Raw genomic sequence first — 23,922 nt, 5'->3', positions numbered from 1 at the left:
GTCAGGTTTCAGCGTCGAGCGGCTTGTTCTGCGGCGCGATGCGGCGCCCGAAACGGGCGCGTTCCGACAGCTTGCGCACGAAGTCGCGCAGTTCCGCCGAAAGCGCCAGCGACAGCGCGAGATTCACCGCTACGAGGGCGAACGCCGTGCCCGCCAGCATCAAACGGCTGTCGACCACGCTCGCAATCGCGATCGCGAGGCACAGGCAAAGCGCGTGCGGGAAGAGCACGCCCAGCAGCGCGCGGCCGCCAAGCCGCGAAAGGATGATCAGCACTGCACCATCGATCACCGTCTTCAGCAGCACAGCAAACGCGGCGCCCACGAGTCCGAACGTCGAGATGCCGAGCCACAGCAGCACGGTGAGCACCGGCAACTGCACGAGACTGATCCGCGCGGCGCGGCCCGGGTCGGCACGCGCCTGCAACAGCACGCGTACGACGCTCGCCGAACTGCCGACCCATACCGACAGTGCGATGATGTGACCCGCCGCGGTGCCCGCGCTGGCCATCTCGCTGCCGACCCACCACGTCAGGAACGGTTGAAGCGCGCAGATGGCGATGATCGTGCACGGCGTGAGAATGCCGACGACGAGCGCGATGCCCTGCCGCGCGAGCTCATGGGCGTCGACGTGCGACGAAGCGGACAGACGTGGAAACAACGTACGCATCACGGCGGTCGGCAGCACCGACAGGCGACCCACCAGATTCTGCGGCGTCGAGTAATACGCGACCGCGCGCGCGCCGAGCATCGTGCCGATGATCACGCGATCAATGCTCGCAGCGAACATTTCCGCACTGCCGCCGATCACAATCCAGCTGCCATACTGGAACAGTTCCTTGATGATCGGCCAGCGCGGCCGGCGCCAGCGCGTCAGGCCCAGCACGCGCCACGTCGACACGCCAAAGATGATCGCGCCGACAAAGCGCGTGGCAACGGCGGTCGCGATCACGACGGGTAAAGTCGGCGAGATCCAGTGCGCGGCGGCGAGCGGCAGACACTGAAACGTCGCCATGCCAAACACCTGGTTAAGATTGAAGACTGCGAAGCGTTCGGCGCCCGTGAGCGAGCCGGCCATCACCCAGGTAATGTTGGCAAGCGGAATGGCGAGGGCCAGCCACGGCAGGCTCGTGTACACCTCATGACTGAACGCGGGCGACAGGTGGCCAAACATCTTCAGCCACGTGAGTGAAATGCCCCAGAGCAGCAATGCGCCGGCCGTGCCGGTCATGAAGTTGACGAAGAGCGCGCTGAAGAACACCTGCTCGACACTTTCGTGCGACTGGTCTTTTGCCGCGCGGGCAATCGATATGCGGTTCTCCGTAGCGAGGCTGATGCCCATGTCGAGCACGCCAAAGTAGCCGATCAGCGTCCAGACAAGGTTCATCACGCCATAGCGCTCCGCGCCAAGCGTGATCAGATATCCCGGCACGGTCACGAGTGAAATCGCGATCGGAACTGCGGTTCCGAGCAGATTCAGGCCGACGTTGCGCAGGATCCGACTGTCCATCTTGCCCCCAGGTTGACGGCATCACCGTTCATGCGGCGATCGTCAGACCGCGGCTTGCTGCCGTGCGGACCGGACCTGCGCAAGCCGGAATGCCTCGTTTGACGTATTGGACCAGCGTTCGGGCGCGCTATCGGTGCGGGGGCACACACAAGTTCGGGCCCCACGCCGGCTTACCGTTCGCCTACAGCCTCGCGGTAGACACGGGCGACCTGAGCCGCCACCACGGCATTGTCGAAGCGTGCGCGCGCGTATTCGCGGCATGCGGCCTCGTCCGGCAGCACGCGCTTGCCGCGCAGTGCGTCGGAGATTCCGGCGGCAATCGCCTGGTAGCCGACAGACGGCAGCACCAGTTCCGGCGAAAGCGGCGCCACGGCCTCCGGCAGGCCGCCCACGGGCGTCACCAGCACGGGTGTGCCGGAGGCGAGCGATTCGATTGTCGTCAGACCAAAGCCTTCAAGGGAGAGGGTCGGGACGACAGTCACATCTGCGCTGCGATACCAGAACGGGAGGGTTTCGTCCGCGACGAAGCCCGCGAGCCGTACATGGTTCTCGAGCCTGCGCGCTGCAATCGTCGTGCGCAATGCGGCTTCGAGCGGGCCGGTGCCCGCGATGACCAGCAGCGCGTCGGGCACGGTCTGCCGCACGATGAACATGGCGTCGACAAGCTCTTCGAGCCCCATCCTCGATACGAGTCTGCGGATACAGAAGATGAGCGGACGATCCGTCGGCAGACCCAGGACCTCGCGAACCTCGGTTCTCGTCTGCGTGACGTTGAAACGCTCGACGTCGACACAGCCGGGCACGATGCGAATACGCTCTTCGGGCACGCCATACCGGTTGCGCAGCAGGTCGCCGAACGCGCGCGAGAGCACGATATGCCGGCTCGCATTGCGGTAGACCGACTTTTCGAGGGCGTGTCGGGCGATGCGCGACACACTGCTGCGGCCTTCCACTCTCGATTCGTCTGCCCACGGCCCGTGAAAATGCACGACGCGCGGAATCCGCGCGAATACGCCCACGGTCGGCACCGTGTAGAGCGCGAAATGCGACGCCACCACATCGGGCCGCAGCGCCCGCTTGAGCTGCCGCGAATGACGGCGCGCCTGCCACATACGTGTGGACAACGGGTCTTCGGCATCGGCAAATGCATGCACCTGACCGCCTGATTCGTCGAACACACGTGTACTGCCTGCGACCATGCCACGTACGTTGACGCCCTGCGCGGGTAGCGATTCGATCAGCGCCTTGAACACGCGATCGAGCCCACCCGGCCGCTCGCCGAACCAGTGCATGCCGATCTGCAGCGAATTGATCGACTCGCTCATGATGCCGCGGACACCGTATCGCGCGTGGTCCCGCTGGCGCCCGGCGCCCGCGCCTCGATCAGGTCGTCGTACAGCGACAGGTATCGCATGGCCATCTGCTCCCAGCTCAAGGATGTCGCCAGTCGACGTGCGGCCATTCCCATCGTCCGCGCGCGTTCCGGGTCTGCTGCAAGCCAGCTGATCGCGGCTGCCAGACCGGCAATATCCTCCGGGCTGTCGAGCACGACGCCGCACGCGCTGTCGATCACTTCGGCGCCACCTGCCGTTGCAACCGTCACAACCGGCAGTGCGCTCGCGAGCGCTTCGAGCATGACGAGACTCATTGCCTCGTAGCGCGAAGGAAACACGAATGCATCCACGGAACGCATCAAGGCGGGCATGTCCTGCACGAAATCGATGAAATGCACCCGCCCGGCGATACCCAGCGTGGATGCAAGCGCGGGATAGGGACAGTTGCCCACCCCGCCGGCTACCACCAGATGCACGTGCGCGGGCGTGGACACCAGGGCTCGCAGCACCGCATCGAGGTTCTTTCGCGCAACACGCAGGTCACCTGCGAACAGCAGCAGGAATGGCGCTGATGGCAGACCGAAGCGCTCCCGATGCGTCGGGCCCGGTGCAAATTCTTCGACGTCGACGCCGTTGTGAATCATGTGCAGATTTCGCGCGTCAATGCCGGTGGCCCGCACCTCGGTGGCCACTTTTTGCGAAACCGGCACCACGGTGCGTGCGGCACGGAATGCGCGCTTCTCGCACCACATATTGAGTCGTGTGAAAGCGAGCTGATAGGCCGCGGACGCGCCTTGCCGAAGACGGATCGGATAGAAGCCGCACCGATACCACCCGTCGTGAACGAAATGGACGCTGTTCACATCCGCACGCGCCCAGGTGATGAAACCGTTCACGTGAATCAGATCGAACTCCCTGCGATGTGCCGCGATCCATGCGCCACTTCGCAGCGCAAAAATCTGGTACTTCACAAGCCGGGTCGGCAGATAGCTCTCGCGAATCTGCACGAAGCGCAGGAGCGGGTTTTCCAGCAATGCTGGCTCGATCCTCGAACCGAGGACTGTTACCGAATGACCTGCAGCAAGGAGTGCACGCACGATTTCGTAGTTCACCCGCCCCTGGCCGTCGTTGGTACTCACGCGGTGAGTCACAAGCAGAATTTTCATGATGCGACTCCGGAATGGATGGAAGCAGACCGAACCGTACGCGGTCCGTATTGAGGTACCGCCGGCGACGCGGCCGGTGGCGCGGCGGCCTGACGCTTCGCCTTCTCGCGACGCGCGGCAGCTTCCATTTCGCGGGCATAGCGCAGACCATTCACGGGCATGAGTACGCCGATAAAGAAGAACATGCCGGTCATTCCAGCCAGCGTATTGGAGAAAATCATCATGGCAACGATCGCGACAGCGACGCCGACACCGGAGACACCCAGGCGGTCGTGCGGCCGCGCGCGGCTTGCTGCAAATGCGCGCGAGATCAACATCGCGATTCCCGAAACGTAGAGCAGCGCGCCGGGCCAGCCCATCGTATAGGGCACTTCCATGACGCCGCTATCGAACACGGCAATCACGTCCGACGTGTCCGCCAGCTTGCTTGCGACGCCTGTCGTGCCGAACCCCTGACCCGAGATGTCAGTCAGCGCACGACTCATGAAGCTGGAATACATCCCGACCCGCACCTGGAAGCTATCGTCTTCGCCCAGGTTCTGGACCGTCTCGAGCCGTGACGTGAAATGCTTCGACACCTCGTCGATCATGGTGAGCGGCAGGCATATCGCAACGCAGGCCACGATACCCGCGATCAGGCGGATGCGACTGCGTCCGTCGAGCATCGTTATCGGATAGATCAGCCCGAGAAGAAGGCCGCCCCACGCGCTGCGCACCGCGGTAAACATCAGCGCAGGCAATGCGATTGCGGCGGCAATGCGCAGCCTGCCCTTGCCCGCCAGCACCATCAGGATACAGACGAGTGCCGTATTGGCGAACGGACCGGACGAATTCATCGTACTTGCGATCCGCAATCCAAATGGCACGGGCTGTCCTTCGGACGTCATGCCCGATGCAAGCAGCCAGAACACATCCCAGGGCGGCGGCGAGACGAACTGGTAGATGCCATATGAGCCCATCACAATACTGCCGAAAATAAACGTGTTGAGCAGCACGCGCTGATAGTTCGGATATTCCTTCCACGTGGCAACAAAGCGAAAGCCGACCAGTGCGGGGAATATCGCCGTGGCGAGCGCGAACGTGGCGGCGGAAAAACCCGCGCGTGTCACGCCGATAATCCACGTATAGAGCAGCGCCGACAGGACAAGCGCAAGCGGCATCGCGCGCCGCTGCCCGAGAATTTTCATGTCCGTGATGAGCGCGAAACCCGATATCGCGGCACACGCCAGCGGCGCCACCATGATCGTGCTCACCGGATTGAACCCGCCCGCGAAAAAGTCGCCAATCCGCCGGAGTTCCGCCGACAGAAAAAATACCCAGCACGTAAACCCGAGATAGTGCGCCGGGTGAACGCGATACAGCCACAGCGCGATCAGCACGGCGGCGGCCGGATAGAACAGTTCGACCATCCGTCCCATGTGCATGAAGCACATCACGAACATCATGATGAACATGCCGGCAGGCACCGAAACCGGGCCGATATGGTTTTTCCTTTTTGCCCTGGCAGCCGGCCGCATCCCCAGGTGATGGTGTACATGCGGATATGTCGATTGTGCCGGGGCCGCCGGGTCCATTCCAGGCCGTTCCGCGGAGGGTATGACCGCACTCATGCCGTCCGCAACCACCATGCCGGCGGCACGACCTGGAGGCAGACTGTCAGGAAAGCCGGCGTTCGAATTCACAGCAGCTCAAACGTACTGACGACCGACAGACCACCCCGCTCACGCCGCAGCCCGCTGAACATCGGCTGCCCGCCTCCGCGTGGCTGGCGTCGCAGGCCGATGAACGGCGTCCCATGATCCAGAAACGGCCCATCTGTCTTGCGAAAGCCGAACTGCTCGTAAAAACCACGCAGACCGATCGGCGCCGTAAGCCGCACCACGCGGCCCGGCCAGCGTTCGGAAATCGTGTTCAGCGCGCGCTCGATCAGCACTTCCGCCGTGCCGTCGCCGCGGCGCGCGGGGCTCGTCAGGACCTTGTCGATCACCACTTCCGGGTCTTCCGTGTCGCCCGGCTGAATGCGCGCATACGCCATGATCGGCATCGGACGCGTCATGTCTTCCGCAGCGAAGATGTGCAGCGCGCCTTCGTCGTGGCCGTCCGCATCGAGATGGACGTGCCACTGTTCGACCACGAACACCGCGCTGCGTGCACGCAGAATCAGATACAGCTCGCGCGCGGTGAGGTGCTCGAATTCCAGCGTCTTCCAGTTCATCACGGTTTCCCCCAGACAGGTCGCGCAACGGCGTACACCCGTTGCCATGACGACACCTTACGTCTGGAACCGGCGCGTTTCCGTGCGGAATCGCACTGACGCTCAACCTTGGCAGTCCGTTTAATACGTCAACCGATGCACGCTCCCGTTCGTCCCGGGCGCCGTGCAATGGGCCTGGATTCACCGGCGACGGGCCCCACACAACAATGCTGGTGCGATGACACATTTCCTGAAGGGGCTCAATTCCATGAAAACGGCACTGCGACGCATTCTTTCCGAGTCGGCACGTCTCGACGTGGCGCCGGACACCCTGGCCGACGATGCCGATCTCTACGCGGCGGGGCTTTCCTCGCTCGCGACGGTCCATTTGATGCTGGCGATCGAAGACGAATTCGGCATCGAGATTCCGGACCGCATGCTGACCCGGCGCCTCTTTTCCAGCATCGACTCGCTCGCCGCCGCGGTGAGCGAGCTTCAACAGGCGAAGGCGGCAGCATGAATGCCCCGCTCGCGCAGGATGCCGTCGCGCCCGATCGCGTGGACTCGTCGGCCTCCGCGCCGGCCCAGTTTGCATCGCCCGCGCCGCTTTCAACAGTCGAAACGGAATCGGGCTGGCGCGCCGCGGCACGCCGCGCCGCCCAGGTGGCCGCCGTACACGCCGACTCGGTCGACCGTGAAGCCCGCTTTCCGGCAGAAGCCTTTGCCGCGCTGCGTGCCGAGCGTCTGCTTTCGGCGATGATTTCGACGGAATTCGGCGGCGCCGGCCTGCCGCTCGCCGATATCGCGACGATCTGCGAAATCCTCGGACAAAGCTGCGCGTCGACCGCGATGGTCTATGCGATGCATCAGATCCAGGTCGCCTGCATCGAGGAACACGGCACATCGCTCACCTGGCAGCGCGACGTGCTCGCGCAGCTCGTCGAGCGTCAATGGCTGCTGGCGTCGGCCACGTCTGAAGAAACCATCGGCGGCAACATGCGCACGAGCGCCTGCGCGGTCGAAGTGGACGACGAGCGCTTTCGCATCGAAAAACTCGCACCGACGATCTCGTATGGCGCGCACGCCGACGGCATTCTCGTCACGGCGCGCCGCACTGCCGAGAGCCCGGCGAGCGACCAGGTGCTGATCGTCGCGCTGAACGACGATCTCACACTCGAAAAACGCGGCGGCTGGGACTCGATGGGCATGCGCGGCACGTGCAGCGAGGGCTTTCGCCTCGTGGCGACGGGCGTGACGGCCCAGATCCTGCCGACACCCTTCGCCGAAATCGCCGACCAGACGATGCTGCCGGTCTCGCACACGCTGTGGGCCGCGGTCTGGACCGGCATCGCGACCGACGCCGTGAACCGCGCCAAAGCGTTCTTCCGCGCCCAGGCGCGCGGCAAGCCGGGTTTCGTGCCGCCTTGCGGCCCGCGTCTAGCGGAAGCCGTCGGCCTGTTGCAGATGATGCAGTCGCGTCTTCAGGTTGCGCTCGATGCCGCCCGTGTGGCGCGCCGCGCGTCGCACGGCACCCAGCAGGACGACGCGCCGCTTTCGGCGATGCTCGGCTTCGCGTCCGACATGAACACGCTGAAAACCAGCATTTCGACGATGGCGCTCAAGGTCGTGCACGAAGTGCTGATGATCTGCGGGATGGCGGGCTACAAGAACGGCACGGACTACAGCGTCGGGCGCCATCTGCGCGACCTGTACTCGGCGCCACTGATGATCAATAACGACCGTATTGCACAGAACACGGCCAGCCTGCTGCTCGCACAGCGGCCCGCCACTCCGGGGAGAGCATGACCATGAATACGATGACCGACGCGGCCGCCGTGGCGGCCGCGCAGACGGACGCGAAAAGCTTTCGCGACGGCCTCTTCTCTCACGGCATCCTGATCGACACCGGCGAAAACGGCCTGTATGGCCGCAGTCAGGTGTTCGAGAGCGTCGTGGACGGGCTGAACGCCGCGATCACGCATCTGGGTGCCGACCAGGATCCGGAATTCCTGCGTTTTCCGCCGGCGATGCGCCGCACGGACTTCGAGGACAGCGAGTATCTGAAGAGCTTTCCGAACCTCGCCGGCACGATCCATTCATTCTGCGGCAACGACGGCGACCACGTGCGCCTTCTGCGCTGTCTCGACGACGCGATGAAGGAAAGCGACGACGACCGCAGCGAAGAATGGATGAAATACCAGAAACCGACGCGGCTCACGCTCACGCCGGCGGCCTGCTATCCGATCTATCCGGTCATCGCGCGACGCGGCCCCGCACCCGCGAACGGGCACACGGTCGACGTGCTGTCGTACTGCTTCCGTCACGAACCGTCCATCGATCCGGGCCGCATGCAGATGTTCCGCCAGCGCGAATACGTGCGGATCGGCTCGCCCGAACAGGTCATGGCGTTTCGCCAGATGTGGATCGAACGCGGCTCGCTCCTGATCGACCTGCTGCGTCTGCCGGTCGAAGTGGACCTCGCGAACGATCCGTTCTTCGGACGCGGCGGCAAGATCGTGGCGGACAGCCAGCGCGCCCAGGCACTCAAATTCGAACTGCTGATTCCGGTTGCGCTGGAAGACAGCAAGACCGCATGCCTCTCGTTCAACTACCACATGGACCACTTCGGCGCCATCTGGAAGCTGGCCTGCGAAGACGGCTCGGTGGCGCATACGGGTTGCGTCGGCTTTGGCATGGAACGCATCACGCTCGCCCTCTTCCGCCACCACGGCTTCGACGTGCACGCGTGGCCCGACGACGTGCGCGGCCTGCTGTGGGGCGACACGAAAGCCCGCATCGACCACGGCCTTGCCGGAGCCGCGACATGAATCCACCGCTCACGACCGTCTGGACCCAACCCGAAGTCCTGCCGCAGCGCGTTCACGAATCGCATGCGCTGCATCAGGGCGACCGCGTCTGGCAGGAAACCAACTGCTACGTCGACCTGTGGATCGAACTGCTGCACGGCCTCGGGCTCGATCCGCGCGCCGGGTTTGCGTTCACCGTGACGCAGGATTTCGAGGGCGATCAGTTCACGTTCTTCAAGTTTCCGCTTGAAGACATCGAACGGCTGTATGGCGTGCAGGTGCAGGAACTGGCGATCTACGACTCGCTCGAAGATCGCGTGTTCGCGCAGACCCGGCGCGGCCACACGGTGCTCGTCGAAGTCGACGGACATTACCTGCCCAATACGCGCGCGACGTCGTATAAGCGCGAGCATCCGAAGACCACCATCGGCATCGACTTCATCGATCCGGTGCGCCGCAGGCTCGGCTATTTCCATAACACCGGCTATCACCAGCTCGACGGCGAGGACTACGACGGCGTGTTTCGCAAGCTGGCGCGCTTCGCCGGCCAGCCCGACCTGCTCTTTCCGTATGTCGAGTTCGCGAAAAATACGCGGCCGGCGCTGGAAGGCGCGGCACTCGCCGAAGCGTCCGCTGAACTGCTGTGCGCGCATCTCGTGCGCCGGCCGTTGCGCAATCCGGTCTCGATGTGGCGCGCGGTGTTTCCGGAACAGCTCGACCAGCTGCTCACACGCGGCGAAGCGTACTTTCACCTGTATTCGTTCAACCTGATGCGGCAGCTCGGCGCGAACTTCGAGTTTCTCTCGAAGTACCTGCTGTGGCTGCGCGCGCAGGGCTACGACATGCCGGAATCGATTCCGGCCGCCGCGCAGCAGATTTCGTCGGAAGCGATGGTGATGCAGTTCCGCCTCGTGCGCGCGATGGCGCGCAAGCGTCACGATCCGTGCGAAGACTGCTTCGACGTGCTCGAAGCGGCCTACGAGCGCACGCTGACGCCGCTTGCCGCACTCGCGCTCGCGCGCTGACAGTACGCCCGCATGACCGACGTCAGCGTTCCTGTCGATGAGGCGGCCATGCGTGAGCCGCCGGATCTGCGGGACCGGGTGACGCGTCCCGACGACAGCGTCGGACACGTGTGGCCGCTTGCGCTCACGTCCGGCTGGCAATGCGTGAGCACGCCTCCCGGCGCATGCGTGACGCCCGCCGACTGCCCGCAGGCCGGCTGGCTCGCAGCCGGGGTGCCGGGCACGGTCGCATCCGCATGGCGCGCGGCCGGCCGTCTCGACATCGCCAATCCACCGCACTTCGCTTACGACGATCACTGGTACCGGCTCACGCTGTCCGGCCACGGCCATCGGCGTCTGCGTCTGCATGGTCTCGCGTCGATCGCCGAGGTGTGGCTCGACGCGGCGCTGATCCTGCGCTCGGACTCGATGTTCGAAGCGCACGATATCGACATCGAACTCAAAGGCACGACGACGCTTTCCCTGTGCTTCCGCTCGCTCACGCCCGCGCTCGAAGCGCGCCGCCCGCGTGCCCGCTGGCGGCCGCGACTCGTCAGTCCGCCCACGCTGCGCAACGTGCGCACGACCCTGCTCGGACATATGCCGGGCTGGTGTCCGCCGATCCAGGCGGCCGGACCGTGGCGGCCCGTCGAATTGCTGGGAGGCACGCCGCATGCGTTCGATACCGTCGACCTGGCGGGCCGGCTGGACACCAGCGACGGCATCGTTTCGCTCACACTCACCTTCATCGACGAGCAGCTTACGGCGTTGCCCGCACACATGACCTGTGGCGGCGTCGATGTGCCGCTCAGCTGGCTCGATAAACGGACGCTGACGGGCTCGCTGCGTATTCCCGATGTGGAGCGGTGGTGGCCGCACACGCACGGCGTGGCGAGCCTCTACGATGTACTCCTGAAGCTCGGCGATCTGCCTGCCCCAATCGAACTCGGCCGTCTCGGCTTTCGGACCATAGAAGTCGACCATGGCGTCGATGGCGAGAGCTTCGGCCTGACCGTCAACGGCATGCCGGTGTTCTGCCGGGGCGCGTGCTGGACGAGCGCCGATCTCGTGACGCTCGCCGGTTCGCCCGCGCAGCTCGAACACGCGTTCGAGCTTGCCCGTGATGCCGGAATGAACATGTTGCGCGTGGGCGGCACGATGGTCTACGAGTCCGACGCGTTCTATGCGCTCGCCGACCGGTTTGGCATCCTCGTCTGGCAGGACTTCGCGTTCGCGAATTTCGATTATCCGGCCGATGATTCGTTTATCCGTCAGACGTCGCGTGAGGCGAGCCAGTTTCTTGCCCGCACGCGCCGCTTTGCGTCGCTTGCCGTGCTGTGCGGCGGCAGCGAAGTCGACCAGCAGGCCGCGATGTTCGGCCTGCCGCCCGCCATGCGCGTGCAGCCGCTCTTCACCGAACAGCTGCCTGCGCTCGTCGCGGCGTTGCGGCCGGACGTCCCTTATGTCGTCAACTCGCCCTCGGGCGGCACGTGGCCGTTCTCGACACGTCGCGGCGTGACGCACTACTACGGCGTGGGCGCCTACATGCGCGGGCTCGACGACGCACGTCGCGCGCAGGTGCGCTTTGCGGCCGAATGCCTTGCGTTCGCCAACGTGCCCGACGACGCCACGTTGCACGAAGCTCCCGGCACGATCCATCAGCACGATCCGCGCTGGAAGACCGCGGTGCCGCGCGACCCGGGTGCGGGCTGGGATTTCGACGACGTGCGCGACCATTACCTGCATACGCTCTATGGCGTCGAGCCCGCGCGGCTGCGCTACGAAGATCCGCAACGCTATCTCGACCTGTCGCGTGCCGTGCTCGCCGATGTGATGACCGACGTGTTTTCGGAATGGCGCCGGCATGGCGCGTCGTGCCGCGGCGCGCTCGTGTGGCAATTCCAGGACCTGCGCGCCGGCGCTGGCTGGGGTCTCGTTGACGCCACAGGCCGGCCGAAAAGCGTCTGGCATGCTCTCGCGCGCACGTTGCAACCGGTGCAACTGCTGATCACCGACGAAGGTCTCGACGGCCTCGATCTTCATCTCATCAATGAGACGGGCACCGCGATCGCGGCGCAACTCGACATCGTGAGTCTGCGCGACGGCGTGCAGAAGGTTGCATCGGCATCGACCGCAGTGGAACTGTCGGCGCGAAGCACACAGTGTCTGCGGGCATCCGACTGTCTCGGCCAGTTTTTCGATTTCACGTACGCGTATCGCTTCGGGCCGCGTTCGCACGACGTAACGATCGCTACATTACGTCGTGCTTCAGACGGATGCGTGCTGTCGGAAGCGTTTCACCTGCCCGACCGGGGCGTCCAGAACCGCCACGACGTTCCCATGGAAGTCACGCTCGAGCCTGTCGGGCAAGGCTGGCAGCTGGTTGTCGAGGCTGCGCGCTTTGCCCGCGCGGTGCATGTCGTCGACCCGCACTTCCGGGCCGCGCACGATGTGTTTCATCTCGCGCCGAACCGGCCGCACACCATTCCCCTCATCAGGCTCGACGCAAACGATAAAACGTCGCGGCCACAGGGCGAACTGCGCGCCATCAATGCGCTCGGGCCTGTGTTTTACGGCTGAGACGAGTCGCATCCTTGAATCGAAACGGGCAGCCACCCTGCGCTGCGAACCAGTTTTGAATCACTTCTGCCACGTCGCGAACCGGCCGGACAAAGCCCGGTGTAGCGGGTGTTACAGCGCCGTACGGGTTTGAACACGGCCCACGAACCCAATCCGATCAACGACTTGGCACGTACAAAAATAGCCTCGCCCCCACACTTGCCGCAAAACGTATTTGCAGATGTGAAACAAAAACCGTCATTTTTTGGCGCGTCCGACGGCCCAATGGTTCGTTGCACCGCACCAGCCCTCACTTTGCGTCTCACTGGCACACAACTCGCTTAGAGATGAGCGCGACAAAACAAGCGCCACCGGACAAGCGGTCAATTACATCGGTTGCGCAACGGGCCATACGGGGCCGGTACTGCAGATCCACAATCGCTCGCCAGGCGGTTAGTTAAAGCGGAATGCAGTAGCCGGATCAAAAAACAGAAGACGCGCACCTACGCGGCTTCGTGCGAGGACCAAATCATGTTGACGCTCCAATCCGATCTGCACGGCAATCACCTGCTGGGTGCGCTGCCCTCCCATGAGTGGCAGGCCATTGCGCCGCATCTCGAGCTCGTTCATCTGCGTGCCGAACAACTGCTGTGCGATTCCGGACAACGCATTCATCACGTGTATTTCCCGACGAGCGCGATCATCTCGCTGCTTTCCACGATGGAAGACGGCGGCTCGGTCGAAATCGCCGCGGTGGGTCGCGAAGGCATGACGGGCGTGCCTGTCCTCACGGGTGGCGAAACGATGCCGAACCGCGTGCAGGTGCAGTGCGCGGGCTTCGCGTATCGCATGACCTCGCAATGCCTGCGTCAACAGTTCGCACGCTCGGATCTGATCCGCCGCCTGATGCTGCTCTACATGCACGCGCTCCTCACGCAGGTCGCGCAAACCGCCGCGTGCAACCGTCATCACTCGCTCAGCAAGCAGCTGTGCCGGTGGCTCCTGATCGAAGTGGATCGCGTAGCGTCCAACGATCTCACCGTCACGCAGCAGCTGATTGCCGACATGCTCGGCGTACGTCGCGAAGGCATCACGGAAGCAGCGGGACGTCTGCATGCCGAAGGCCTGATCCACCACAGCCGCGGCCATATCCGCATTCTCGATCGCCACGCGCTCGAATCGCGTGCATGTGAATGCTACGGACTCGTCAAGCGCGAATTCGACCGGCTGCTGCCGCGTCTGCATCAGGCTGAGGCTGTGAGCTGAGCGGCGACGTGGCGGGAGCCAGATCATGCTCTTCAGGCACATCGCGCGCGCCCTCGATGCTCTGTTCGTCATCACGGGCGCGCTGATCGCTCACTGGATGCGTTTTTCGACGCCGATCGAACTGTCGGATACCGAACGGCTACTGATCGCGTTTCACTGCGCGCTCGTACTGCTGTTGTTCCCGAGCTTCGGCGTGTATGAAACGTGGCGCGGCAAATCGTTGCCCGCGATGCTTGCACGCGTGCTGGTCGCGCTGGTCGCGACAGCGGCACTCGGTCTCGTGCTGGTCTTCACGCTGCACCGGATGGATGCGGTGTCGCGGCTCTGGTACGGCTCGGCGACGCTGATTTCCGGTGGACTCATCATTGCAACAAAACTGGTCGTGCATCTGCTGCTGCGTTATGTGCGCCGCCGCGGGCTGAACTACCGCACGGTTGCGATCGTCGGCACGCCGGGCTTCGTGCGCATGCTGCTCGCGCATCTCGAACGCTCGCCCGGCGCTGGCTTTAAGCCCGTGTTCGTACTCGACACGAGCGCCGACGTCGAATCCGACGACGCAGCCAGCCGGATCATGAACCACGTACCCGTGCTGACCGACGTCGACGCGTTCGTGAAAAAGACGCGCACCGACGAAGTCAACGAAGTGTGGCTCGCATTACCGCTTTCGGAAGAACGCACGATCTATCGCTTCACGAAGCTCTTTCGTGACGACTTCATCAATCTACGTTTCATTCCTGACGTACGAAGTCTTTCGCTGTTCGACCGGGCGATCGTCGAGATTCTCGGCCTGCCGACCATCAATCTGAGCGCCTCGCCGATTTCGCCACCGCAGTTGTGGCCAAAACTGGTTTTCGACCGCCTGTTCGCGCTGGCGGTGTTGACCGTCCTGTCGCCGCTCTTCCTGCTGATCGCCGTCGCGATCAAGCTGAGCTCGCCTGGGCCCGTGTTCTTCAAGCAGATGCGCAAGGGCGCGGACGGAAGGCCGTTCGAGATCTACAAGTTCCGCTCGATGACCGTGCATCAGGAAGCAACCGGCCAGGTCACGCAGGCTTGCCGCAACGATGCGCGGGTGACGCGGCTCGGCGCGCTCCTGCGCAAGACGAGCCTCGACGAGCTGCCGCAGTTTATCAACGTATTGCGAGGCCAGATGTCGGTGGTTGGACCACGGCCGCATGCGATCGAACACGACGATCTCTACAAGGATCTCGTGTACGGCTACATGCACCGCTACCGTATCAAGCCGGGTATCACCGGCTGGGCTCAGGTGAATGGTTATCGCGGCGCGACGACAAAAGTCGAAAAGATGGAATCGCGCGTGAAGTTCGACCTCTTCTACATACATAACTGGTCGTTCTGGTTCGACATCCGGATCGTGTTCATCACGATCTTTAAGGGTTTTGTCGGCCGCAACGTCTACTGATTTCTGTTTTACCGGGGATTCATCGTGAAGGTTTCTGTGATCGTGCCGACATGGCGGCGTACCGCCGATCTCGCTCGATGCGTCGCTGCGCTCTGTGCGCAGACACGGCGTGTCGACGAGCTGGTCGTCGTCGCGCGCACCGAAGATCACGATGCACTTCAATGGCTCGATCAATTCCAGAAAACGCCCTGCGACACGCCGCTGCGCGTTGCGCTCGTTCGCGAGCCCGGCGTGGTGGCCGCGTATAACCGCGGCATCGAGGCGTCGACCGGCGACATCGTCGGCTTCACCGACGACGACGCCGCGCCGCACGCCGACTGGGTCGAGCGCATCGTCGCGGCGTTCGCGAAAGATCCGCTCCTCGGCGGCTTCGGCGGACGCGACATCGTTCATGAACGCAACGGTATTCTCACCGGTGAAAAACAGTCGGTCGGCGTCGTGAGCTGGTACGGCCGCGCGGTCGGCAATCATCACATCGGTATCGGCGAGCCACGCGACGTGCAGGTACTGAAGGCCGTCAACATGGCGTTTCGCCGCGAAGCGATCGGCCCTGTGCGGTTCGACGCGCGTCTGCGCGGCAGCGGCGCCCAGGTGCATTGCGAAATGGCATTCTGCCTCGACGTCATGCGCCGCGGCTGGAAGCTCACCTACGATCCGACGCTGCTGGTCGAGCACTATCCGGCACCACGCAGCGACGAAGACCAGCGCCACACGTTTAACGTCACAGCGTTTTACAACGCTTCATTCAACCTTCGTCTCATCATGTGTGAACACCTGCCGCCGCTTGGCAGGGGGATGTTCGTCGTCTATGCATCGCTGATCGGTAACCGCGCGGATCCGGGGCTTGCGCGCGCGTTGTCGCTGGTGCTGGCCGGCGAAAGTCTCACGGTCGCACTGCGTAAATGGTGGGTCGGATTACGCGCGATGCGCGGCGCCTGGCGAGAAGCCATACGACAGGCGTGAAGGGCAACACCCGCTAACGCGAGGGACCACTATGACTATCAGAAAATTATCAGCCGGCCTGCTCCTGATGAGCCTGGGAGCGTGTTCGCTGGCACCGGGGCCGTATCTTGACCGTAGCCGTCTCGACCAGACTGTCGAGCCGACTTACGCTTCCGAAAAATATCCGGTCAAGCCGATCGATATCGCCTACTTCGCCGAGGAACGCGCCGCCGTGCAGCCGTCGAGGTGCCCGCTGACGTGCCTGACGAAGGCAGAGCGCGACAACTACGCCTACCGCGTCGGCATCAACGACCAGCTAACGGTCATCGTCTGGGATCACCCGGAACTGACGGGCGGCGGTGGAGGTGGCGGCAGCACGCCGCCGCCACTGCCGCAGGGTAATGCCGGCAATTCGGCTGCACTCACGCCCGGATCTGGGAGCATCACCAGCAGCGTGGGTGTCGAGGGTGGGCTCGTCGTGCGCGTCGCAAACAACGGCACGATATTTTTCCCGCGCGTAGGCCGCGTCAAGGTTGTCGGATTGACCGCGCAGGAGATCCAGCAATTGCTGACGCAACGCATCTCAAAGTCCATCCGCGATCCGCAGCTCGACGTACGCGTGTCGGGCTTTAACAGCCAGGTCATTCAGATGACGGGAAATGTGCGAAGCCCCGCAGCCGAATCGATCACCGACCTGCCGCTTTCGGTGGTCGACGCGATCAACCGTGCCGGCGGCGCGCAACCCGACGCAGATCTGCAGAACGTCGGCATCACACGCGACGGCAAGCGCTACCTGGTCGACGTCGCGGCCCTCCTCGAAACCGGCGACCCGCAGCAGAACGTGATCCTGAAAGACGGCGACATCGTCGACGTGCCCGACCGCTCGAACAGCCGCGTATTCGTACTCGGCGAAGTCGTGAAGCCGACCTCTCTTCCGATGAACCGCGGAAAGCTGTCGCTGGCCGACGCATTGACGGGCGCGAGCGGGCTCGACGTCAAGACCGGCGATCCGCGCTTCATCTACGTGGTGCGCGGGGCGATCAACCCGGCGCTTGCGCCCGTCACCCAGCCCACTGCGCCGGCACCTGTACCCGTCGCGGCAAAGGCCAATGTCAAGGACAGTGCTCTCGTACCGCTTGTGTACCGGCTCGACATGACGCAGGTCGACGCGATCATGCTCATGACCCGGTTCGAACTGCAGCCGCGCGACGTCGTCTACGTCCAGGTCGCGAGCTCCGCCCGCTTCAACCGCTTTCTTGATCAGCTGACGCCGACGATCCAGACCATCTTCTTCACCAAAGAACTGGTCAATCCCTAATCCAAGGCACGCGAGAGATTCATATGAGTACCTACGACACGCTTGACCCCTCGCCCGCGCCTGGAAGCGACGAGGAGGAAGTAGTACGGGACCTGATACGCATCATCTTCGAGCAGATCTGGTGGGTGCTCGGTATCGCCGGGACGATCATCCTGCTGTCCGTCATCTACGCGAAGACCGCCGATCACATCTACTCGGCCGATGCAATGATCCAGGTTGAAACGGCGACGTCGAGCACGTCGAGCGCCGCGGCGCTTTCCGCGCTGTCGTCGGTGGGCGGAACCGCGCCGCGTACCGACGCGGAGATCGAAATCATCCGGAGCCGAACAGTGGTCGAACCCGTGGTCGAGCAATTCAAGCTCAACTTCTGGACTTCGGAAAACCGGATGCCGTATCTCAGCGCGATTTCGCGGCTGTTCGCGCATGCGGGCAAGCCGCTTCCCGCGTGGTTCGGCATGAAGTCGTACGCATGGGGCGGCGAGATCTTCGCGGTCGACTCGATCATCGTGCCGAAGGCGCTCGAGGGGGGGCGCCTGACATTGATCGCCGGAAGCAATGGCGCCTACAAACTGCTCGATCCTGACAGGCAGGTCCTCTTGACCGGTGTCGCCGGCGAACTCGCCACGGCCAATGGCGTTACGCTGCTCGTGAAGAAGCTCGTCGCGCGTCCTGGTACGGAGTTTTTCGTCACGCGCACGAATCAGCTCGATGCTGTGCTCGGTCTCGCCGGCGGGCTGCAGGTGAGCGAAAAGGGCCACGATACGGGCATCGTGCAGCTCTCGTACTCAGGCGTCGATCCAAAGCTGATCACCGCGATCACGAACGCAGTTGCGGTCTCGTACATGCATCACCGGACCGAGCGTGCGCAGGAAGAAGCGAGCAAGATGCTTGCCTTCCTGAACAGCGAACTGCCGCACCTGCGCGACGAACTGAAACGCTCCGAGACCGCACTCTCCGAGTACCAGGCGCGGGTCGGCACGTTCCAGCCGACCCAGGAAGCGCAGGTATATCTGTCCGGCGGACTGCAGTATGAAAAGGAAATTGCGACGCTCCGGATCCAGCGATCCCAGTTGCTGCAACGTTTCACCCCGGACAGTCTCGAAGTTCAGACGGTCGACGCGCAGATCGCCGCGATGACGCGCGAAAAGACACATTTCGAGGACCGCTTCAAGACGCTGCCTGGCACCGAGCGCCAGGCCCTGTCGCTGCAGCGTGACGCGAAGGTTGCAGAGGAAGTGTATGTCGCGTTGCTCAACCGGATACAGGAACTGTCGATCACCCGGGCTGGCACGATCGGCAACGTGCACATCGTCGACGAAGCGCTGGTTCCGTCTGCACCGGTGAAGCCGAAGGCCGCGCTGATCATCTCGGGTGGCACGATGCTCGGCGTCATCGCGGGCATTGGCTTCGCCATTGTTCGCCGCAAGTTCCTGACCGGGGTCTCCGATCCCGATCTCGTCGAACGGCGCTTCCGCGTACCTGTGCTCGGCTCGATTTCGTACAGCCTCGAGCAGGCACGCGCCGATCGCCTCGCCTATGAACGAAAGGCTTCACTGCAGCGTCCACAGGGTTGGGCCCGGCTATCGAACCCTTCGTTGGCCGACGCCACCAGGCTCTCCGGATTCATGCGCCACGTGATACCGCGGCTGCCGGGCGCGAGCGTCGCACCGGTGATCAAGGAAACCACCGTGGTTCTGAACGGCGAGCATTCGCCGACCCGCCCGCTTCTCGTCAAGATGAGTCCATTCGACGTGTCCGTCGAGGGGTTGCGCGGATTGCGCTCAGCGCTGCAATTCGGTCTTGTCGACGCACCGAACCGCATCGTTTGTCTCACGAGTCCGGCGCCGTCGGATGGCAAGAGTTTCCTGTGCGCCAATCTCGCGACACTGCTGTCGGAATCAGGCCGGCGCGTGTTGCTGATCGACGCGGACCTGCGGCGCGGACGGCTTGCGCAATACTTCGGCAGTTCGCCAGAAGGTGGGTTGACGGAACTGCTGACCGGACAGATCGACGTCGAAACCGCGGCGCGAGCGACTGGCGTCGAAGGACTGCATTTCATCGGCGCCGGCGCCTATCCGCCCAATCCGTCTGAGATTCTTGCGTCATCGCGATTCGTCCAGGTGATTACCCGGCTCGAACGCGAGTTCGATATCGTGCTGATCGACACGCCGCCGCTCCTGGCAGTAGCCGACGCAGCTGTCGTCGCCAACGTAGCCGGTTCGACAATCCTCATCATGCGCGCGGGCGTGCACACAGAGCGCAATATCGACGAATCGCTGAAGAAACTTCGACGCGCGCGCGCACGTGTTATCGGCAGCGTAATGAACGCCATGCAGGTCAAGCGCGGGGGCCGCTACGGTTCCTATGACTATGCCTACGTGCACACGTACACGGTGGCCGTCCCGGAAGCCGAATCGAAAGACGTCTGAGGGATCGTATCGATGATGTGATGGCCGTGCCCGCATGATGAAGGGCACGGCTTTTTAACGTTCCACTGCAGGCAGGCGGATGAATCGAGCCTGTCGATCAACGCATCGATGCGTGGGCGCTACGAATTGACGCGAAGAAATACAAAAAGCCGGCGCTGGCGCCGGCTTTCAGTTGCAGTCCGTCAGTCGACGTTCAGGCTTCAGGACAGACAGACATACTGGCGGTAACTGTATTTGCGCAATGCCGGGAAGCGGGACAGGACCTGGTCGACAGCCTTCGCGGGTCCGTGCAACCGGCCGCGCAACAGATAGGTCGACGCCATCTGGATAAAGATCATTTCCGGAAACTCGGTCGTCACCCTGAAGTGCTTGCGGAGTTCGTCGACTTCACGCGGCGCGAGCGGCGACTCGTCGACGTCGCCGTACTTCGGAACCCAGAACTTGCCGATGACGTTATCGCGAAACCACATCATGGTGTCGCTTGCGCCATTGTTCTCCCAGAAAAACGCGCGGCCGCCCGGCTTGATTGTTTCCCGCAGTACGGCACCGAACTGATCGAATGGTTCAATGTGATGCAGGATCATCGAGCCGAATACGCAGTCGACCGGCGGCAATGTCGCAAGGTTCTGCGCGGCAAGCACAACGGGACGAATGTTGTCGATCTGTTGCTGGGCGCAGTAGCGCTTCAGATTTTCGATCGCGAGCGGGCTCAGGTCGACGCTGATCACGTTGGCGCCGAGTGATGCAAAGAAGAGCGACGACGCACCTGCGCCGCAGCCGAGATCGACCAGCGTCTTGCCGCGTAACGGACCGAAGTGCTCTACAGCGCGTTGATATACGGGACAATCGAGGTCCGGCATTTCGACGAGTCGACTGTTGTCTTCGCTACGCGCGCGAAACAAGCCGTCCCAAAACTCAGTAGCCTGTTGCATCGACTGCTCCTTGCATCCGTTGCCGACACTCGCGGCGGGTTCGATTGACTGCTGGAGACCGGGCTTCACGAACCCGGCAACGGCACGTGATTCCGCGTCAACATTGTTGGCGGATGCCCGCCATTGGACTGTTCGCGGACGCACGCTCAATTCCGGGTTTGTGAATCCGCGCGGATTCCGGCAACGGGTTTCAACGCCCCCACATGCCGCGTCGCGCGACATCGCCGGACCACGCGTCGGTCGCCGACGCTTCGACGCGCGAGCGAACGCCGCCTGCGGCGATCGTGCGCGTAACTTCAAGCATGAATTCGTGCCTGAAGGTGGCCGCCGAAAATCGCTCGGCGTTCGCGCGGCATGCAGCGGCCGTAATCAGCGAATGTTGCCGCTCGAAACGGTCCAGCGCCTCCAGCAGCGAGGGTACTGTTTGCTGCTCGAAATAGACGCCAGTCGGACCCGGTTCACCCAGTGGGACCACCGTTTCAAGCGTGCCGCCCTTGCCATAGGCGATCACCGGAGTGCCGCACGCCTGAGCCTCCACCGATACGATGCCGAAATCTTCCTCAGCGGCGAACACGAACGCCTTCGCCCGCTGCATGTAGTCGCGCAATACTTCGAAAGTCTGATAACCGAGAATCTGCACATTGGGTCCCGCCTTCGCTCGGATCGACGCCATTTCCGGACCATCGCCGATGAGCACCAGCCGGCGGTCCGGGGTCGCCGTGAACGCTTCCACGATCAGGGCAAGCCGCTTGTACTGAACCATCCGCGAAGCGGTCAGATAAAAATTGTCCTTCCGCGCGCACATCTCGAATCTGTTCACGTCGACCGGCGGTGCAATCACCGCCGCGTCGCGCCGATACGTTTTCTGGATGCGCCGCGCGACAAACTGCGAGTTCGCAATCAGCCGGTCGACACCGTTCGTCGAGCGCGTATCCCAGCCGCGCAGGTAATGCAGCAGCGCGCGCGTCACCCAGGATCGCGGCCCGCGCGTGAGCCTTGCTTCGCGCAGGTACTGATGCTGGAGGTCCCACGCGTAACGCATCGGGGAATGGATGTAGCTCACATGTGTCTGGTCCGGACCAACAAGCACGCCTTTCGCAACCGCATAGGAACTCGAAATGACGAGATCGAAGCCCGACAGATCGAGTTGCTCGATTGCAAGCGGCATGAGCGGCAAATAGGCACGATAGTGACGACGCGCAAACGGCAGGCGCTGGATGAAACTGGTTGTCACCTTCTTGCCGTGAACGGGTGCGCGATCCTCCAGGAAATCGACGAGACTGAACAGTTCCGCGTCCGGGAAACAATGGATGATGTGCTCGAGCACCTTCTCCGCGCCGCCGGGCGACACCAGCCAGTCGTGGACGATCGCAACTTTCATGATTTCCGTACCGGGAGAAAAACAGACGGAGCCAGTGTAAGCGGCCGTTCTGCGGCCGTGCGTGCGCGCGGCCACACAGCACGCACGCCGCTTTGCGAATAATGGTGACTCGTCGGGCGGCCGGCTTTCGCGCCGTGCCCTGCCCGCCCGATCCTGCATTTTTCCGTGGCGCACGACGATGAACGCTCCCGACCTGATCCGCCGTTTGCAGCCCACCGAGGGCGGCGCAACAGCGCTGCCCGCCGATGCCGGCGTGTACGACGCTTCGCAGACGCCGACCGTGCTCTTTCTCGATCAGACCGGCCAGCTGGGCGGCGCCGAATTCGCACTGCTGCCGCTCGCCGAAGCCTGCACGACGCGCAGCGAGGTCGTGCTGCTGGCCGATGGGCCATTTCGCACACGGCTCGAGGAACACGGCGTGCGCGTGAAGGTGCTGAGCGACGCCCGCGTCTCGAACCTCGACCGTGAAGCCGTGCGGCTCAACCTGCTTTCCGCCGTGCCAGGCATCCTGCGGCAGATACGGGCGATTGCACGCGAGGCGCGCCGGTTCGACGTGCTTTTCGTCAACACACAGAAAGCGATGGTGCTGGGCGCACTCGGCAAGCCGCTGCATCGACGCCCGGTCATCTGGTTTCTGCACGACATCATGTCGCGCGCGCACTTCGGGCGCGTGCAGCTGATGGTCGTCAAATGGCTGTCGCGCTACGTGGTCGACCAGGTTGTAGCCAACTCGCGCGCCTCGGCTGAAACCCTGAGCGCGCTGGCCGGGATTCCACTGGAACGCATTCCTGTGATTCCGAACGGCATCGACGCTGCCGGATTCCACAAGATCGATGCGGATGCCGCCGACGATCGCGCCGCGCTGCGCCGCCGCCTCGGCCTGCCGGAAAACGCGTATCTTGCAGGTCTCTTTGGTCGCCTCGCGCCCTGGAAAGGCCAGCACATCGCGTTGCAGGCGCTCGCGAAGCTTCCCGACATGCATCTCGTGCTGGTTGGCGCGCCGCTTTTCGGCGAGCGTGCGTATGCCGATGGCTTGCGTTTGCAGGCCGAGGAACTTGGCGTAACCGGGCGCGTGCATTTCGCGGGCTTTCGCGACGACATGCCGGCCTGGATGAAAGCGATGGACATGGTCCTGCATACGTCGATCGATCCTGAACCGCTTGGGCGCGTCGTCATCGAAGGCATGATCGCCGAACGCCCGGTGGTCGCAGCGGCCGCCGGTGGTGTGCTCGAAATCGTGCGCGACGGCCACAATGGACTTCTGGCGAAACCCGGTGATGTGGACGGTATCGTCAAGGCCATCGACACCCTTCGCCTTCACCCCGACATGGCACACCGTCTCGCAAGGCAAGGGGCGATCGACGCGCAGCGCGATTTCTCGCTCGAAGCGTACGTGAGCAGAATGACGCAGGCGATTGCCCGCGCGGCACGCTGACGACCGCACGTCAGCCACGCGAGCGGCCCGGTTCACCCGCCTTCATGTCGTGGAGCGCGACGAGCATGGAGAGATGCGCGCGCTCCACAGCCACTTCCTCATCGGTCATGCCCTGGCACGCCTGCGCGCCCATGATCACACCCAGACACAGCCCGTAGTTGCCCGTAAACGCGCCCGCCGCCATGGAATGGGACTTCATGCGCTCATATGCCACGTCGAGCGTGCGCC

Annotated in this window: 19 protein-coding genes; 11 read left to right on the top strand and 8 right to left on the bottom strand. The window is 63.5% G+C overall.

What is annotated here, in order from left to right; all coding sequences use genetic code 11:
• Nucleotide 1: 1 nt before the first annotated feature.
• The 5 genes from LPA36_RS15890 to LPA36_RS15870 all read right to left on the bottom strand — a co-directional run bounded on the left by LPA36_RS15890 (nucleotide 2) and on the right by LPA36_RS15870 (nucleotide 6,222).
• A complete protein-coding gene (locus LPA36_RS15890) occupies nucleotides 2–1,507 on the bottom strand; it encodes a flippase (RefSeq protein WP_228878325.1) in 1,506 nt (501 codons plus the stop codon).
• Between the two features lie 170 nt (nucleotides 1,508–1,677).
• Nucleotides 1,678–2,832, bottom strand: a complete 1,155-nt coding sequence (locus LPA36_RS15885) for a glycosyltransferase family 4 protein (protein WP_228878323.1) — start codon at nucleotides 2,830–2,832, stop codon at nucleotides 1,678–1,680.
• On the bottom strand, nucleotides 2,829–4,007 hold the full coding sequence (locus tag LPA36_RS15880; RefSeq protein ID WP_228878320.1) for a glycosyltransferase family 4 protein: 1,179 nt from the start codon (nucleotides 4,005–4,007) through the stop codon (nucleotides 2,829–2,831). Before LPA36_RS15880 ends, LPA36_RS15885 begins: the two co-directional genes overlap by 4 nt.
• Nucleotides 4,004–5,461, bottom strand: a complete 1,458-nt coding sequence (locus LPA36_RS15875) for a hypothetical protein (protein ID WP_228878317.1) — start codon at nucleotides 5,459–5,461, stop codon at nucleotides 4,004–4,006. The genes LPA36_RS15880 and LPA36_RS15875 overlap by 4 nt, the downstream gene beginning before the upstream one ends.
• A 224-nt stretch (nucleotides 5,462–5,685) precedes the next feature.
• The gene (locus LPA36_RS15870; protein ID WP_228878305.1) at nucleotides 5,686–6,222 is read right to left on the bottom strand and encodes a GNAT family N-acetyltransferase; all 537 of its coding nucleotides are present in this window, start codon (nucleotides 6,220–6,222) and stop codon (nucleotides 5,686–5,688) included.
• Nucleotides 6,223–6,469: 247 nt separating this feature from the next.
• On the opposite strand from LPA36_RS15870, the gene LPA36_RS15865 reads away from it, so the two are divergent.
• The 10 genes from LPA36_RS15865 (at nucleotide 6,470) to LPA36_RS15820 (ending at nucleotide 19,946) form a co-directional block, all read left to right on the top strand.
• Entirely contained in the window at nucleotides 6,470–6,721 is a 252-nt protein-coding gene (locus tag LPA36_RS15865) for an acyl carrier protein (RefSeq protein ID WP_228878280.1), read from the top strand.
• Nucleotides 6,718–8,007, top strand: coding sequence for an acyl-CoA dehydrogenase family protein (locus tag LPA36_RS15860; RefSeq protein ID WP_228878277.1), 1,290 nt, complete (start codon nucleotides 6,718–6,720; stop codon nucleotides 8,005–8,007). Before LPA36_RS15865 ends, LPA36_RS15860 begins: the two co-directional genes overlap by 4 nt.
• A gap of 2 nt (nucleotides 8,008–8,009) precedes the next feature.
• Nucleotides 8,010–9,029 carry an amino acid--[acyl-carrier-protein] ligase gene (locus LPA36_RS15855; protein WP_228878275.1) on the top strand — a complete coding sequence of 340 codons (1,020 nt, stop codon included), beginning with the start codon at nucleotides 8,010–8,012 and terminating at the stop codon, nucleotides 9,027–9,029.
• Nucleotides 9,026–10,033 carry a DUF1839 family protein gene (locus LPA36_RS15850; protein ID WP_228878272.1) on the top strand — a complete coding sequence of 336 codons (1,008 nt, stop codon included), beginning with the start codon at nucleotides 9,026–9,028 and terminating at the stop codon, nucleotides 10,031–10,033. Before LPA36_RS15855 ends, LPA36_RS15850 begins: the two co-directional genes overlap by 4 nt.
• Before the next feature lie 48 nt (nucleotides 10,034–10,081).
• Entirely contained in the window at nucleotides 10,082–12,592 is a 2,511-nt protein-coding gene (locus tag LPA36_RS15845; protein WP_228878857.1) for a glycosyl hydrolase 2 galactose-binding domain-containing protein, read from the top strand.
• Between the two features lie 510 nt (nucleotides 12,593–13,102).
• Nucleotides 13,103–13,837, top strand: a complete 735-nt coding sequence (locus tag LPA36_RS15840) for a Crp/Fnr family transcriptional regulator (protein ID WP_228878270.1) — start codon at nucleotides 13,103–13,105, stop codon at nucleotides 13,835–13,837.
• A 25-nt stretch (nucleotides 13,838–13,862) separates the two neighbouring features.
• On the top strand, nucleotides 13,863–15,257 hold the full coding sequence (locus tag LPA36_RS15835; protein ID WP_228878268.1) for an undecaprenyl-phosphate glucose phosphotransferase: 1,395 nt from the start codon (nucleotides 13,863–13,865) through the stop codon (nucleotides 15,255–15,257).
• A 24-nt stretch (nucleotides 15,258–15,281) separates the two neighbouring features.
• Nucleotides 15,282–16,220: a glycosyltransferase family 2 protein gene (locus LPA36_RS15830; protein ID WP_228878266.1), complete on the top strand. Its 939-nt coding sequence runs from the start codon at nucleotides 15,282–15,284 to the stop codon at nucleotides 16,218–16,220.
• Nucleotides 16,221–16,251: 31 nt separating this feature from the next.
• Entirely contained in the window at nucleotides 16,252–17,517 is a 1,266-nt protein-coding gene (locus LPA36_RS15825) for a polysaccharide biosynthesis/export family protein (protein WP_228878264.1), read from the top strand.
• A gap of 23 nt (nucleotides 17,518–17,540) precedes the next feature.
• Complete coding sequence (locus LPA36_RS15820; protein ID WP_228878262.1) at nucleotides 17,541–19,946, top strand: polysaccharide biosynthesis tyrosine autokinase; 2,406 nt, start codon at nucleotides 17,541–17,543, stop codon at nucleotides 19,944–19,946.
• A gap of 200 nt (nucleotides 19,947–20,146) precedes the next feature.
• On the opposite strand, the gene LPA36_RS15815 is transcribed toward LPA36_RS15820, so the two are convergent.
• Nucleotides 20,147–20,878 carry a class I SAM-dependent methyltransferase gene (locus LPA36_RS15815; protein ID WP_228878261.1) on the bottom strand — a complete coding sequence of 244 codons (732 nt, stop codon included), beginning with the start codon at nucleotides 20,876–20,878 and terminating at the stop codon, nucleotides 20,147–20,149.
• A gap of 190 nt (nucleotides 20,879–21,068) precedes the next feature.
• On the bottom strand, nucleotides 21,069–22,418 hold the full coding sequence (locus tag LPA36_RS15810) for a glycosyltransferase family 4 protein (protein ID WP_456095331.1): 1,350 nt from the start codon (nucleotides 22,416–22,418) through the stop codon (nucleotides 21,069–21,071).
• Between the two features lie 19 nt (nucleotides 22,419–22,437).
• Between LPA36_RS15810 and LPA36_RS15805 the strand changes: the two genes are divergently transcribed.
• On the top strand, nucleotides 22,438–23,694 hold the full coding sequence (locus LPA36_RS15805; protein ID WP_228878256.1) for a glycosyltransferase family 4 protein: 1,257 nt from the start codon (nucleotides 22,438–22,440) through the stop codon (nucleotides 23,692–23,694).
• A 10-nt stretch (nucleotides 23,695–23,704) separates the two neighbouring features.
• Here the strand turns inward: LPA36_RS15805 and LPA36_RS15800 are convergent, their stop codons facing one another.
• Entirely contained in the window at nucleotides 23,705–23,893 is a 189-nt protein-coding gene (locus tag LPA36_RS15800; RefSeq protein WP_228878253.1) for a hypothetical protein, read from the bottom strand.
• Between the last annotated feature and the right edge of the window lie 29 nt (nucleotides 23,894–23,922).

The sequence above is a fragment of the Paraburkholderia saeva genome, assembly GCF_907164555.1.
Classification (GTDB): domain Bacteria; phylum Pseudomonadota; class Gammaproteobacteria; order Burkholderiales; family Burkholderiaceae; genus Paraburkholderia; species Paraburkholderia saeva.
This window is presented reverse-complemented; position numbering and strand designations above follow the sequence as displayed.